This window comes from Novosphingobium oxfordense (assembly GCF_044029435.1).
Taxonomy (GTDB): domain Bacteria; phylum Pseudomonadota; class Alphaproteobacteria; order Sphingomonadales; family Sphingomonadaceae; genus Novosphingobium.
Genome location: NZ_CP147005.1, coordinates 1,526,401 through 1,538,319 on the forward strand (window position 1 = coordinate 1,526,401; position 11,919 = coordinate 1,538,319).

Genomic DNA, 11,919 nt, shown 5'->3' on the forward strand with positions numbered 1-11,919 from the left:
CTCTGTGACACGCCGGACTGTCGGCGCCATTTACAGGTTATCGGCAGCAGGAAGGGGCGATACCATCGCCCCTCCTCGCCCCGTCAGGTGCGCGGCATCAACCGCATGGCGGTCAGCGTGATCGCCTCGCTGCCCGATGCGATCACCTTTTCCGCCACCGGCGCCCAGAACGGGCTGTGCAGCGACGGCAATGATGCTCCACCAGACTTTGCCGCCGCCAGCTTCGCTGGATCGACACCGCCGACCCAGAAGATCACGGACTGGATGTGATCCTCATCCGCGCGGCGGAATTCGCCGAAATCCTCCCCACCCATGACTGAGGGTGTCACCACGACATTGGCATCGCCCAGCTTGCCCTTCAGATCGGCCACCGCCGCCTGCGTGAATTCCGGCGAGTTCCAGGTAGCGCGGGTGTGCGGCTCCTTCACGGTGACAACCGGCAGGAGATCGTCCGACAGGCCTGAGGCGATCGCCTCCCCCCGCGCGATGCGGCGGATGCCGTCGAGAAGATGCGTCCGCGTCTCGTCGGAATAGCTACGCACGGTAAGCTGGAGCTTCGCATCGTCGGAAATGACGTTGTGCTTGGCGCCCGAATGGAACGAACCGACTGTGACCACTACCGGATCCAGCGGATTGGTCTCCCGGCTGGCGAGCGTCTGCAACTTCATGACGATGGCACTGGCCAGGACGATGGGATCCTTTGTTGTCTGCGGGTAGGCGCCGTGCCCGCCGATGCCCTTCACATCGATGTCGACGCTGTCGACATTGGCCAAGGCCCAACCCACTGCCGCGCCTACCTGCCCGGCCGGAAGATCGGCGGAATCGTGGAAAGCCAGTGTGTAGTCGGGCTTCGGAAAGCGCGAATAGAGCCCGTCCTTCAGCATCGCCAGCGCGCCCTCCCCGGTCTCCTCGGCCGGCTGCCCGATCATCACGAGGGTGCCCGACCAGTCGCCCTTGTGCGCTGCCATCAGCCGTGCCGTCTCGATCCACGCCGTCATGTGCGTATCGTGCCCGCAGGCGTGCATGATGCCGCTTTCCACGCCCGCAGTGGACGTGCCGCGCTGTTTGGAGGCGAACGGCAGGCCGGTCTGCTCGACCACCGGCAACCCATCCATGTCCGCACGGATCAGCACCGTAGGCCCGGCGCCATTCTTCAGAACGGCCACGACGCCCGTGCCGCCGACTTTCTCCGTAACCGTGAAACCGGCCTCCCGCGCGGCCTTGGCCAGAATGGCAGCGCTGCGCACTTCCTGCATCGAAAGCTCGGGATGGGAATGCAAGTCGCGGTAGATCGTCATCAGCCCCGGCACGTCGCCGGAGATGGCAGCCGAGACCGTCTCCTGCGGCGTGGCGGCCGATGCGGTGGAAGAAAGGGCGAACAGGCCGAGCACGGCGGCGGGAGTGGCGATGGCTTTCATGGCATGGAGCCTATGGCGTGGCGCCCCGGCCGACAAGCCGGCTTTTCCCAACCGATACGGGGACTTCACGGACCCAGCAGGCCATTCGCTTCAAGCGGGCCGGAAACGAAATCCGGCATATGCAGTTCCCGAATGAGTTGCCGCCGGTCGCGTGCCACCCGCGGAAAGTCCCGCGCCGCCTGATCGAGCACTTTGCGCGCTGCCGGCACCTGCCCGTCCAGCGCATAGGCGGACGCCAGCAGATAGCGCGGAATCAGGCCGCGATCCTCTGCATTGAGGCGGGCATAATGGACCGCCTGCGGACCATCCTCCCGATAGAGCGCATCGATCACCAGCCCGGACCAGTACCACGCCGGATGACCGGGATTGAGGCGGATTGCCTTTTCGGCCAGCGCGGGGGCAGTATCGTGTTCTCCCAGCGCGCCCAGCATGCGGCTTGCTTCGGCCAGGATTTCGGAATTGTTCGGGCTGATCTCCAACGCCTTGCCGATCGCTTCGCGCGCAGCGTCGAAGTCGCCTGCATGAAAACGCGCGATCGCCAGGTATTGGTAGCCCAGCGCATTGGTCGCATTTGCCGCCACCGCCCGGTTCGCGGCGTCCAGCGCGGCCGGCGAATTCCCTGTGCCCTCCGCAATGGCCTGATACGTGTAGAGCCACGAAAGCAGCGCCCAGCCGTCTGAATAATTGGGCTTGTCGTAGACCGCGCGGCGGAGGCAATCCTGCACCGGGCCGAGCGTTCCCGGCGCCTTGTTCCGCATGAACTCGAAAGCGCGCAATTCGCAATAATAATGGTCCATCGACAGGTTTCGATGGTTTTCCAGCGACTGGCGCATCGTCTCGTGAATCACGCCATAGGGTTGGCCCAGCCGCGAAGCGACGCCCAGCGCGATATCGGACTGTAGCTGCAGGATATGCGTGGGGTCATAAGCCAGAAGGTCGCTGTTCTCCGACCAGACCACGACACCCCCGGGGATCCGGACCAGGCTGGAATTGACCCGAAAGTGATCTCCGGACGCCACGATGGAGCCCTGCAGGACGAACGTGCTGCCCTTCGGTGCGGCTTTCGCCTGCCTCTCTACAGCCGGTGAAATCCCGCCCTCTTCCAGACCGATCACTGCGAGATTCGGCAACTGCGAGAGGTAATTGACCAGATTGTACTGGATACCGTCCCGCACTTGCTCGATCTGCGGCGTCGCCCCGCTCAAGGCATAGGGCATGACGAAGACGGTGGGGCCCTGCGGCATCTCTCCGGCGCGGGCGATCGCGGTGTCTCGATCGTCGTCCGGCCAATAGACGATCAACAGCGCCGCCGCCAACGCCAGCACCGCCAGCAGGACCCATGCCCTGCGGCGCAGGTTCAGCGCGCTGGTGGAATGAAGCATTTCCTCCGGCGGAGGCTCGCCCAAAGGTGCCGGATCACCGGCGCTGGGCGGCGGTGCTATCGATGACACCGGGCCATCGGCACCATCGCCCGCTTCCGGTGCGGCCGATACACCAGCAGGCACAGCGGGCGCCACCACATCGGCGGCCACCGGAGTTGGCGCGCGAACCGGGGCATCCTCCAGCGAGGGGACATAGGAACCGCGCGGAATGACGATGCGAAGCGGATCGTCCTGCCCCTGGCCCGCATAGTGCTCGATCAAGGCCTTGCGCAGCCGCGTCATCTGCACGCGCACGATCGAATCCGAAGAGGCATCGAAATCTTCGTCGCGCCCGAAGACATCGAGCGCAATTGCGTAGCCTTTCAAACGATCCGCATGACCGGCGACAGTCTGTTGAACAAGATGTGTGAGAAGTTCCGCAAGGCGCGGCGAAGAACGGAAAGTAGCGGAATCGATGACGCGGGAAAGGGCGTCCTGGAATTCGGAGGCGCTACGTTCCATGTCATTCCCTTCACGAACAAAATAGTCCGGAAAGAGAGACTTGGCAAACGCACTCGCCGCCCGTTGCATGCAATCGAGCGCGGTTTCCTGCCGGCCCGCGCTATAGGTGCGGGCAATTCACGCCGGCACGCTCCCCCCGGAGCGTACCGGCGTGACGGGGCGGAGCTATCACTCGCGCCCATTTTGCGACCCGAAGGGGCCATCGCCGCCCTCGGGGGACGGTGTGGCCGGGCTTGCGGGAAATGCCGGAAACCGATCGGCGGCAGTAGGGGAAGCCGCACGCGCCCGGTCCATCTCGGCACTCGTGAAACGGGCCGGATTCCAGCAATTCTCGACGCGAATGCTTATCGCGGACCCGGAGGAAGACAGCCTTGGCCGGCAAGGTCCGCAACAGGGAAACATCGACGCATCGAGCGACTAGGCCGTGATGCCGTAATTCGGGAAAGGTTGGCAGTGTTTAACCGTTAAACCGGGCAACGCATCCGGCGAAACGCCGATGGTACAATGGTTTGGCGGAACAAGCCGTCACATGTCGACGGCGCATAAGCAGCTAACAAGTAACTGCCTATGCAAAGAAACGCGTGGTGCCCCTGGCCCGACTCGAACGGGCACGTATTGCTACAAACGATTTTGAGTCGTTCGCGTCTACCATTCCGCCACAGGGGCACACTCTCGCGTGCATTGCCGCCGCACAATGGCGGACGGCTCCGGCGCGTCTCGCTTAGCCGCGCCGGCGCTTATGCTCAAGTCACTTAAGTGCGGTTACCAGCAACTTATGCAGACGGGAGTGGAGAACATCGTTGCCAGCCAGGATTTCCGTGTCGCAGATCGGCTGCGAACGGCCCTTCCAGTCGGAAACGAATCCACCGGCTTCACGCACCAGAAGGCAGCCAGCTGCCGTATCCCACGGCTTGAGGTCCGCTTCCCAGAAGCCTTCGTAACGGCCGGCAGCCACCCATGCGAGGTCGAGCGCAGCCGAACCGAAGCGACGGATACCGGCAACCTGCGGCGCCAGTGCGTGATAGATGCGGGTCCACTGACCGGCATCGCCATGGCCGGCGAACGGAATGCCGGTGGCGATCACGCTCTCGTCCATGTGGCGGCGCGAGGAAACGCGCAGGCGCTTGTCGTGCAGCCAGGCGCCGCGGCTCTTCTCGGCCCAGTAGCTTTCGTCGGTCACCGGGTTGTAGATCAGCCCGGCGGTCACTTCGCCCCAGCCCTTGCCGTCCAGGCGCGGTTCCTGAACCGCGATCGAGATCGCGAAGTGCGGAATGCCGTGGAGGAAGTTGGTCGTGCCGTCCAGCGGATCGACGATGAAGCGCGGCTTGTCCGGCTCACCCGCGATCTCGCCCGCTTCCTCGAACAGGAAGCCCCAATCCGGACGCGCAGCGCGCAGTTCGTCCCAGATCGTGCGTTCGGATGCCCTGGTCGGCCTTCGAAACGAAGTCCGCCGGCCCCTTGCGCGAGACCTGCAGATGCTCGATTTCGCCGAAGTCGCGACGCAGACGGTTGCCCGCCTTGCGAGCCGCCTTTTCCATCACGCGAATGAGACCGGAGATGGCCATAATACCTTAGTCCTTCGTGGGCCGGGATTGACCGGCCGATGTTTACTTGTCTGGGGCGGCCCCGCAAACGGGGCCAGCCGGGTCAGCGACCCTGAGGCGTTTGCGCGGGCGCCGGCTGGGCGGCACCTGTAGCGGGCTTCTGATCGCTGTGATTGCAGATCGCCACCATCGCGCGCAGCACTTCCTCAGGCTTGTCGCGGTGAACCTTGTCCGGATTGTCGGCGATGACCTTGTCCATCGCCGTGCTGATCCGGGAAAGCGAATTGTTGTAGAGGCAGCCCACCAGCACGCCCTTCACCGGTTCCTCGACCTGTTCGGACTGGAGACCGGAGATCAGCACCTTGAGGTACAGCAGCGCGTGCTGCACCTCAGGCGGCGGTGCGGGCTTGCCTGCCGCAGCCGCCGGAGCGGCCGCAGGCTTGGCGGCCGGCTTCGCAGCCGGCTTGGCCGCGGCCAGCGCCGGCGAGACGCCGAACGCCAGCGAGCCGATCGCCAGCGCGGAAACGACCGCCCGGCGCATCAGTCTGCCTTGCGCACGTAAGCGCGCTCGTAGACGTCGACGACGATGCGGGTGCCGCTTTCGATGTGCGGCGGAACCATCACGCGCACGCCGTTGTCGAGCATGGCCGGCTTGTAGCTGGACGAGGCGGTCTGCCCCTTCACCACGGCGTCGGCTTCGACGATGGTGGCTTCGACCTGCTCGGGAAGTTCAACCGAGATCGGGCGCTCTTCCCACATTTCCAGCAGGACCTGCATGCCGTCCTGCAGGAAGGCCGCGGCATCGCCGAGCAGATCGGCGGGAAGCTGGATCTGTTCGTAGGTTTCGATGTCCATGAACACCAGTTGGTCGCTCTCGGCGTAAAGGAACTGGAAGTCCTTGGTGTCGAGGCGAACCTTCTCGACCGTGTCGGCGCTGCGGAAGCGTACGTTGGTCTTGCGGCCATCGATCAGGTTCTTCATTTCGACCTGCATGAAGGCGCCGCCCTTGCCCGGCTGAGTGTGCTGCGTCTTGGCAACTTTCCAGATGCCCTTTTCGTATTCGAGAATATTGCCGGGACGAATGTCGACGCCGCTGATCTTCATGGGGTAAACCTTAAGATGGGAAAGAGCCGGTGAACGGAAAGCATGCGCCCTTAGCCGAGGACGCGGACTGTGGCAATTGCTTCGCGCCAATGCTAGCGCATTGGTCATGAATCGCGCCCTTCCCGCTTTCGCGTCCGCACTGTTCCTTGCGCTGGTAACGCCGGCTTTGCCGCTTGGTGCGAAGGCCCCGCCGCCGCCGGTGCCCGGCGGTACGCTGAGCACCCTGTCGCTGGGCCGCTATTCCTGCGAAAAGGATGGCGATGCCGGTGGGCCGATCGGCACGCCGGTTCCCACGCTGGATTTCCAGGTGGTGATCTATTCCAGCTACAAGGGCGTGGACGGCGTGCGTGGCAGCTATCTGCTGACCGGGGACAATGTGGTGATGACCGGCGGCGGGCTGAAAGGCTTGCGCCTGCATCGTATCTCCCCCGGGTTCCTGCGCGTGGTGGGAGAAGACGGCAAGGATAGCGAGACGCGCTGCGTGCTCACCTCGCGCCGGCAGCGGATGCAGGACAGTTCCAGCATCGATACCGAGGATTGACGCTTCGCACGGCTGATCGCTCCGGCGGTTTGCCCTGACCTGCGTTCCGCACTAGCCCTCCGGCAAAATCATTTGCGGGAGAGCGGGCAATGGACCTCGGGCTTGCAGGCAAGTTGGCGATCGTCACCGGCGCGACTGCCAATATCGGCCGCGCCATCGCGCTCGAACTGGCCGCCGAAGGAGCGAAAACCGTGCTGGTCGGCCGCGATGCCGAAGCCGGTGCCCGCCTGGTGGACGATTGCCTGAAAGCAGGCGCACCCGAAGCCCGGTTCGTTGCCGCTGACCTGACCAATCCTTCGGCGCCGCCAAGCATTCTGGAAGCCGCCGAAGCACTCGGCCCGGTCGAGGTGCTGGTGAACAATGTCGGCGGCAATGTGGGCCAGGGCTTCTTCGCCGATTCCGATCCGGCCACGTGGATGGCCGATATCGACCTGAATTTCGGCACTCTTCTGCGCATGACACATGCCGTGCTGCCGGGCATGATCGCCCGCAAGGGCGGTGCCGTGGTCAATGTAGGGTCTACGGCGGCGCTGGTCGGCGATTACCAGTTGGCGGTCTATTCGGCCGCCAAGGGCGCGGTGCACAGCTTCACTGTAGTTCTGGCGAAGGAACTGGGCCAGCACGGTATTCGCGTAAACGCCATTGCCCCCTATGCGACGATATCACGCGATCCTGCCGCGTTCAGCTCCGGCAGCCGCTTCCATCCCGAATCCGGCCTGTTCAGCCGTGGAACCGCCAGCGTGGCCGAGGAAGACCGGGCGATCCGGCAGCGCCGCACGTTCGTCGGCCGGCCTTTCGCCATGCCGGAGGAAATGGCCGGAATGGTGGCCTTCCTTGCCGGTGAACGCGCCAGCTTCATCACCGGGCAGGTCTATCCGGTGGACGGCGGAGCACTGCTCTAAGCGCAAATATCCCGGGAGGAGAGAACATGGCCATGAACGAAAAGGCATTGGGCGAACTGCTGGACAAGGACGCGATCCGCGATCTGGTGCTGCTCTATTCGCGCGCGATCGACCGGCAGGACATCGACCTGCTGCGCGATCTTTACACCGAGGACGCGACCGACACCCACGGCGATTCGTTCGACGGTTCGGCGGACGACTACTGCAAGTTCATCGAAGGCTCGTTTCCCTACATGCCCTATTCGGGCCATCACGTGTGCAACCACCTGATCGCGGTGGACGGCGATAGCGCCAGCGGCGAAGTCTACGCGCTCGCCTGGCACCTGATCCCCACGCGCGAGGGCGGGCAGCAGGAAGACTTCATGGCGGTTCGCTATATCGACAACTACCGCCGCTGCGCCGATGGCAAATGGCGCTTTTCCAAGCGCGTCGTCACATACGATTTCAAGCTGCGCCGCCCCTTCGACGGCGGCGGCACGCTGGGTCAGGGCGCGCTGGATCCCAGCTACACAGTCTGCGCTCAACGACTGTTCGCACGCGGAGCAAGAGGGTAACTCGTTCTGCCGGCTGCTCGTTCAGGCTGCACGGCGGTATCGGGTTCTACGCTATAGGGAGAACCCGATACTCGGCCGGTTTCGTCAATCGCCTGCCCGTACCATCATGCGGAAGGTGCGTAGCCTCCGTTGAGGGGATAGGTCTGCCCCGTGATCCATTCCGCCGCGTTGGAGCAAAGGAAGGTCACCAGCGCGGCCACATCTTCGGACTTGCCGTAGCGGCGGATGGTATAGCGGGCCATCTGGTTGCGCGCGTGATCGCTCTGCATCATTTCGGCCAGCTTTTCCTCGGACATGTCCGGCATCAGCGACGAGAGGGATACCGCGTTACAGGTAACGTTGTAGCGCCCCAGTTCCTTCGCGATCGAGCGCACAAAACCCTGCGCCCCCGCCTTGGCAGAGGCATAGACCGCCAGCTTCGGCTCGCCCACGCGGCCCGAATCCGAAACGATGGTAACGATCCGCCCCCGCTTCGCCTCGACCATGTTCGGGATGAAGGCGAAGCAGCAGTTGTAGACGCCATAGAGATTTGTGCCGAGGTAACGCTGCCAGTTGGACGGATCTTCCTCCCAGAAGTTCTGGGAGGGCCGGATCGTGCCTCCAGGCCCTGCCATCCCGGCGTTGTTGATTAGCACCGTGGCCGCGCCCAGTTCCGCCGTGATCGCGACATTGGCCGCCTTGGCCGCTTCCAGATCGGTTACATCGAAAGGCGCGGCCATGGCCGGTACGCCCATCGCGCGAATTTCGGCGGCAACCGCCTCGGCGCGCTCGGCCACGAAATCGTTCACGGCGATGCCGCCCGCGTTGTGCCGCGCCAGTTCCAACGCGGTCGCCCGGCCGGCATTCTGCCCGGCACCGGTGACAATCGCCACTTGCCCGCCCAGATCGATAAGATCGCTTCCCTGCATCCTTGCTCTCACTCGTCCATGTCTGTGTTGGCAGGGATTTTTGCACGCCCTCGCTCGGCCCGCGACAGGCTGCGGCGCGATATCGCGAGCGCGCTTACGCCATCGCGCGGGGAGTGGTTGAGGGGGCGATCGGCTAAAGGCGGAGTGCCCACACTTCCGTCGTCCCCGCGTAGGCGGGGACCCCGCTTTCTTTCTGTTCCCTTGCGCAAGATCGCAAAGAACAAGCGGGATTCCCGCCTTCGCGGGGGCGACGGGTCTGATATATTGGTGGGATATATTGGCGGGGTTCAGCCAGCTATCCTGCTGCTATCCCCAGAACGCCTCGGCTGCAGCCAGCCCCTGAGCCCCACGCCCGCCGAGTTCCGACGTCAGCAGCTTGAGGCGATAGGTCCACAAGTGCAGCGGATGCTCCAGCGTCATGCCCATGCCGCCAAGGAACTGGTGGTAATCGTAGCAGACCCGCTTTGCCGCTTCCTGTGCGTGGAGCAGCGCCATCGCCGCATCGCCCCGATCCTCGCTCGCCGCCGCCCGCATGGCGAGCCAGTAGGCCGTGTTGGTCACCACTTGCGCCTCGGCCAGCCGGTGCCGCATCGCCTGGAACGTCGCCAGCGGGCGGCCGAACTGCTTGCGCTCCGACACATAGGTCACCACGCTCGCCAGCGCCGCGCCCAGCAGGCCCGCCGCTTCCGCGGCCATGGCCACGCGCCAAGCCCGCGTCACTTCGGCCGGATCGACATCATGCGCGGTCATCGCCTCGGGCAAGCCGGTGAGGAGCGCCACCGGATAGCCATAGAGCGTATCCTCTTGCGCCGGCGCGATCAGGTCCTCGCTGGCGGTAAAGCTGCGCACGCTGGAAGCGCCGACGACAACCACCGTCGCACCGGGCCGCAGGAAGCGCAGCGGCGCCGAAGTCCGCCCTTCCTCCACCAGACAAAGCGGGCGCGGCAGTTCCGGATCGATCAGCGGACGCACCAGAGCGGACGCTGCAGCCTCCACCGCGAACGGCAGACGCGCCAGTTTCTCGACCACCAGAGCGGCCGTGACGGGGCCAAGCTCCTCAACCGCCATAACATCGAGGAAGCCGTTCTCCACCAGCGCGGCGTCAAGTTCGTCGCTTTCCAGCGCCAGCCCCGCATCGTGCAGCGGCGCGGCGGCGAAAGGCCGGGCAAGCGCTTCGACGAAATCGAGCACCTGCGTCTGGTCTTCATTCAGGGCAAGCTGCATCAGCGCGGCTCCCGAGGCAGTTCCAGCACGTCGCTGGCGATAATGTTGAGCTGGATCTCGGCCGACCCGGCGGCGACACCAGCGACGATGCCGCGCTGGTGGTGCATCTTGAGATAGGGCGACTTGCCCGCGAGCGCTTCGGGCAGGAACTCCACCACGAATTCGCAGACGGCGCGTTCCGCCATGACCGTGGCGTAGCGCGCGGAACTGGACTCGGCGCCGATGGCAAGGCCATCCACGCGCTTCTGGACCACGGCATAGTTGGCCGTGCCCGCCGCCTCGCAAAGTGCCGCGCAGCGGGCCGCTTCGATGCGCACGTATTCGCGGCTGAAATCGCCGCGCTCCTTCAACATCGAGACCGCCCGGTCCAGCGCGGCACGGGCCAAGGTGAAGCGCGGGATGCCGAGGCGTTCGTTGCGCAGCGAATAGGCGACGATCTCCCAGGCCTGCCCTTCCTCACCGAAGCGGGCGCTTTCGGGCACTGTCACATCGTCAAAGAAGACCTCGTGAATGTCGCCCTCGCCGATCAGCGAGGGGATCTGCCGCACGGTGATGCCCGGCGTGTCCATCGGCACGAGGACGATGGTGATGCCCTTCTTGCGATCGTCACTGGTGCGGGTGAGCAGGAAGCAGGTATCGGCCAAGCCAGCGTAGGAGGTCCAGATCTTCTGGCCGTTGATAACGTACTGACCGTCTTTCAGAACCGCGCGGGTACGCAAGGAGGCAAGGTCAGACCCGGCGTCCGGCTCCGAAAAGCCCTGGCACCACAGCGATTCCCCGCGGGTGATCGGCTCCAGATAGCGTGCCTTCTGCTCAGGCGTGCCGTACTTCTCCAGCGTGGGGCCGATCCAGTTGACGTTCATGTATTGGCCGCCGCGCGGTTCGCCGGCGATCCACATCTCTTCGGAAAGGATCTGCTGCTCCCACGGGCCCAGCCCCTCACCGCCCATTTCCTTCGGCCAGTGCGGGAACAGCAGGCCCACTTCGGCCAGCTTCACGCAGAACGTGCGCGCAAAAGCCGTCAGCGCGGGCGAAGCGGGGCCGTGTTCGGAAAACTTTTCCCAGTCTTCCGGCAGGTTGGCATGCAGGAAGTCCCGGATCTTGTGCCGGAACGCATCCTGTTCCTCGGTCCATTCGAACTGCATGGCATCCTTCGTCTTTGCTTTCCTCCGGCGTTACCCAGCAGGCCATGCGCCCACAAGCACAGGGCCAACGCCCCGGCGAAAACCGCCTCCCTCCACAAAAAACGATTGGGGCTTCGCACGGATTGACGCCGGTGCAGCATCGCAGGCACCCTCTTCGCCAAGGGGCCAGTCACTGAAAATGCCGCTGGATATGGGGGAATAAAACGATGTCGACGTTCCGTGGAATGGCCCTGATCGGTCTTGCCCTTGCCGCACCGCTGGCGGCACAGGCGCCCAAGCCTGCCGCCCTCTCACCCGCCCAGTTCGACCAACTGATGCGCACGGCGGGCTATGTGAAGGCCGGCAATGCCTGGAAAGGCTGCGACGGCGCCACCACCGTCACGCGCCAGAACGTCGAGTTCAAGGATCTCAACGGGGACGGCCGCCCCGAAGCACTGATCACGGCCGATGGCACCGAGTGTTTCGGTATGACCGGCGCAGGCTTCCAACTCCTGCGCCAGACGGCCTCCGGCTGGCAGGTCATGGCCAACGAAACCGGCATCGCCACCTTCCAGACGACGCGCGGAGTGGACGGCTATCCCGATATCGAGATCGGCGGCCCCGGCTTCTGCTTCCCCATCGCCCGCTGGAGCGGCAGCGAATACAAGACCATCCGCTTCGCCTACGAAGGCAAGCCCTGCAAGCCGCCCCGCTGAC

Annotated in this window: 11 protein-coding genes, 1 tRNA gene and 1 pseudogene; 4 read left to right on the forward strand and 9 right to left on the reverse strand. The window is 64.5% G+C overall.

Going from position 1 to position 11,919, the window contains the following annotated elements; translation table 11 throughout:
- Window positions 1-83 precede the first annotated feature (83 nt).
- From WBP07_RS07035 to efp, 6 genes and pseudogenes are all read right to left on the reverse strand, one after another.
- Window positions 84-1,418 carry an amidohydrolase gene (locus WBP07_RS07035; protein ID WP_395395103.1) on the reverse strand — a complete coding sequence of 445 codons (1,335 nt, stop codon included), beginning with the start codon at window positions 1,416-1,418 and terminating at the stop codon, window positions 84-86.
- A 65-nt stretch (window positions 1,419-1,483) separates the two neighbouring features.
- A complete protein-coding gene (locus WBP07_RS07040) occupies window positions 1,484-3,301 on the reverse strand; it encodes a tetratricopeptide repeat protein (protein WP_395395104.1) in 1,818 nt (605 codons plus the stop codon).
- Between the two features lie 582 nt (window positions 3,302-3,883).
- A tRNA-Leu gene (locus WBP07_RS07045) sits at window positions 3,884-3,967 on the reverse strand.
- Between the two features lie 82 nt (window positions 3,968-4,049).
- Window positions 4,050-4,869 (reverse strand): annotated as a pseudogene (locus WBP07_RS07050) (inositol monophosphatase family protein).
- A 79-nt stretch (window positions 4,870-4,948) separates the two neighbouring features.
- On the reverse strand, window positions 4,949-5,386 hold the full coding sequence (locus WBP07_RS07055) for a hypothetical protein (protein WP_395395105.1): 438 nt from the start codon (window positions 5,384-5,386) through the stop codon (window positions 4,949-4,951).
- Window positions 5,386-5,949, reverse strand: a complete 564-nt coding sequence (gene efp, locus WBP07_RS07060) for an elongation factor P (RefSeq protein WP_395395106.1) — start codon at window positions 5,947-5,949, stop codon at window positions 5,386-5,388. The genes WBP07_RS07055 and efp overlap by 1 nt, the downstream gene beginning before the upstream one ends.
- 106 nt (window positions 5,950-6,055) lie before the next feature.
- Here efp and WBP07_RS07065 point away from each other — a divergent pair, with 106 nt between their 5' ends.
- From WBP07_RS07065 to WBP07_RS07075, 3 genes are all read left to right on the forward strand, one after another.
- The gene (locus WBP07_RS07065) at window positions 6,056-6,490 is read left to right on the forward strand and encodes a hypothetical protein (protein ID WP_395395108.1); all 435 of its coding nucleotides are present in this window, start codon (window positions 6,056-6,058) and stop codon (window positions 6,488-6,490) included.
- Between the two features lie 89 nt (window positions 6,491-6,579).
- Window positions 6,580-7,392 (forward strand): SDR family NAD(P)-dependent oxidoreductase, encoded by an 813-nt coding sequence (locus WBP07_RS07070; RefSeq protein ID WP_395395109.1) that lies wholly within the window; start codon window positions 6,580-6,582, stop codon window positions 7,390-7,392.
- 26 nt (window positions 7,393-7,418) lie between these two features.
- Window positions 7,419-7,946 carry a nuclear transport factor 2 family protein gene (locus WBP07_RS07075; protein ID WP_395395110.1) on the forward strand — a complete coding sequence of 176 codons (528 nt, stop codon included), beginning with the start codon at window positions 7,419-7,421 and terminating at the stop codon, window positions 7,944-7,946.
- 104 nt (window positions 7,947-8,050) lie between these two features.
- On the opposite strand, the gene WBP07_RS07080 is transcribed toward WBP07_RS07075, so the two are convergent.
- The 3 genes from WBP07_RS07080 to WBP07_RS07090 form a co-directional block, all read right to left on the reverse strand.
- Window positions 8,051-8,854: an SDR family NAD(P)-dependent oxidoreductase gene (locus WBP07_RS07080; protein ID WP_395395111.1), complete on the reverse strand. Its 804-nt coding sequence runs from the start codon at window positions 8,852-8,854 to the stop codon at window positions 8,051-8,053.
- A gap of 306 nt (window positions 8,855-9,160) precedes the next feature.
- Window positions 9,161-10,078, reverse strand: coding sequence for an acyl-CoA dehydrogenase family protein (locus WBP07_RS07085; RefSeq protein WP_395395112.1), 918 nt, complete (start codon window positions 10,076-10,078; stop codon window positions 9,161-9,163).
- On the reverse strand, window positions 10,078-11,223 hold the full coding sequence (locus WBP07_RS07090) for an acyl-CoA dehydrogenase family protein (RefSeq protein ID WP_395395113.1): 1,146 nt from the start codon (window positions 11,221-11,223) through the stop codon (window positions 10,078-10,080). Before WBP07_RS07090 ends, WBP07_RS07085 begins: the two co-directional genes overlap by 1 nt.
- Window positions 11,224-11,429: 206 nt before the next feature.
- Here WBP07_RS07090 and WBP07_RS07095 point away from each other — a divergent pair, with 206 nt between their 5' ends.
- Window positions 11,430-11,918 carry an FG-GAP repeat domain-containing protein gene (locus tag WBP07_RS07095; protein WP_395395114.1) on the forward strand — a complete coding sequence of 163 codons (489 nt, stop codon included), beginning with the start codon at window positions 11,430-11,432 and terminating at the stop codon, window positions 11,916-11,918.
- Window position 11,919 lies beyond the last annotated feature (1 nt).

Bases quoted from the DNA above. Each gene is read 5' to 3' on its own strand.
- WBP07_RS07035 (WP_395395103.1), bottom strand. From the start codon at position 1,418: ATGAAAGCCATCGCCACTCCCGCCGCCGTGCTCGGCCTGTTCGCCCTT.
- WBP07_RS07040 (WP_395395104.1), bottom strand. From the start codon at position 3,301: ATGGAACGTAGCGCCTCCGAATTCCAGGACGCCCTTTCCCGCGTCATC.
- WBP07_RS07055 (WP_395395105.1), bottom strand. From the start codon at position 5,386: ATGCGCCGGGCGGTCGTTTCCGCGCTGGCGATCGGCTCGCTGGCGTTC.
- efp (WP_395395106.1), bottom strand. From the start codon at position 5,949: ATGAAGATCAGCGGCGTCGACATTCGTCCCGGCAATATTCTCGAATAC.
- WBP07_RS07065 (WP_395395108.1), top strand. From the start codon at position 6,056: ATGAATCGCGCCCTTCCCGCTTTCGCGTCCGCACTGTTCCTTGCGCTG.
- WBP07_RS07070 (WP_395395109.1), top strand. From the start codon at position 6,580: ATGGACCTCGGGCTTGCAGGCAAGTTGGCGATCGTCACCGGCGCGACT.
- WBP07_RS07075 (WP_395395110.1), top strand. From the start codon at position 7,419: ATGGCCATGAACGAAAAGGCATTGGGCGAACTGCTGGACAAGGACGCG.
- WBP07_RS07080 (WP_395395111.1), bottom strand. From the start codon at position 8,854: ATGCAGGGAAGCGATCTTATCGATCTGGGCGGGCAAGTGGCGATTGTC.
- WBP07_RS07085 (WP_395395112.1), bottom strand. From the start codon at position 10,078: ATGCAGCTTGCCCTGAATGAAGACCAGACGCAGGTGCTCGATTTCGTC.
- WBP07_RS07090 (WP_395395113.1), bottom strand. From the start codon at position 11,223: ATGCAGTTCGAATGGACCGAGGAACAGGATGCGTTCCGGCACAAGATC.
- WBP07_RS07095 (WP_395395114.1), top strand. From the start codon at position 11,430: ATGTCGACGTTCCGTGGAATGGCCCTGATCGGTCTTGCCCTTGCCGCA.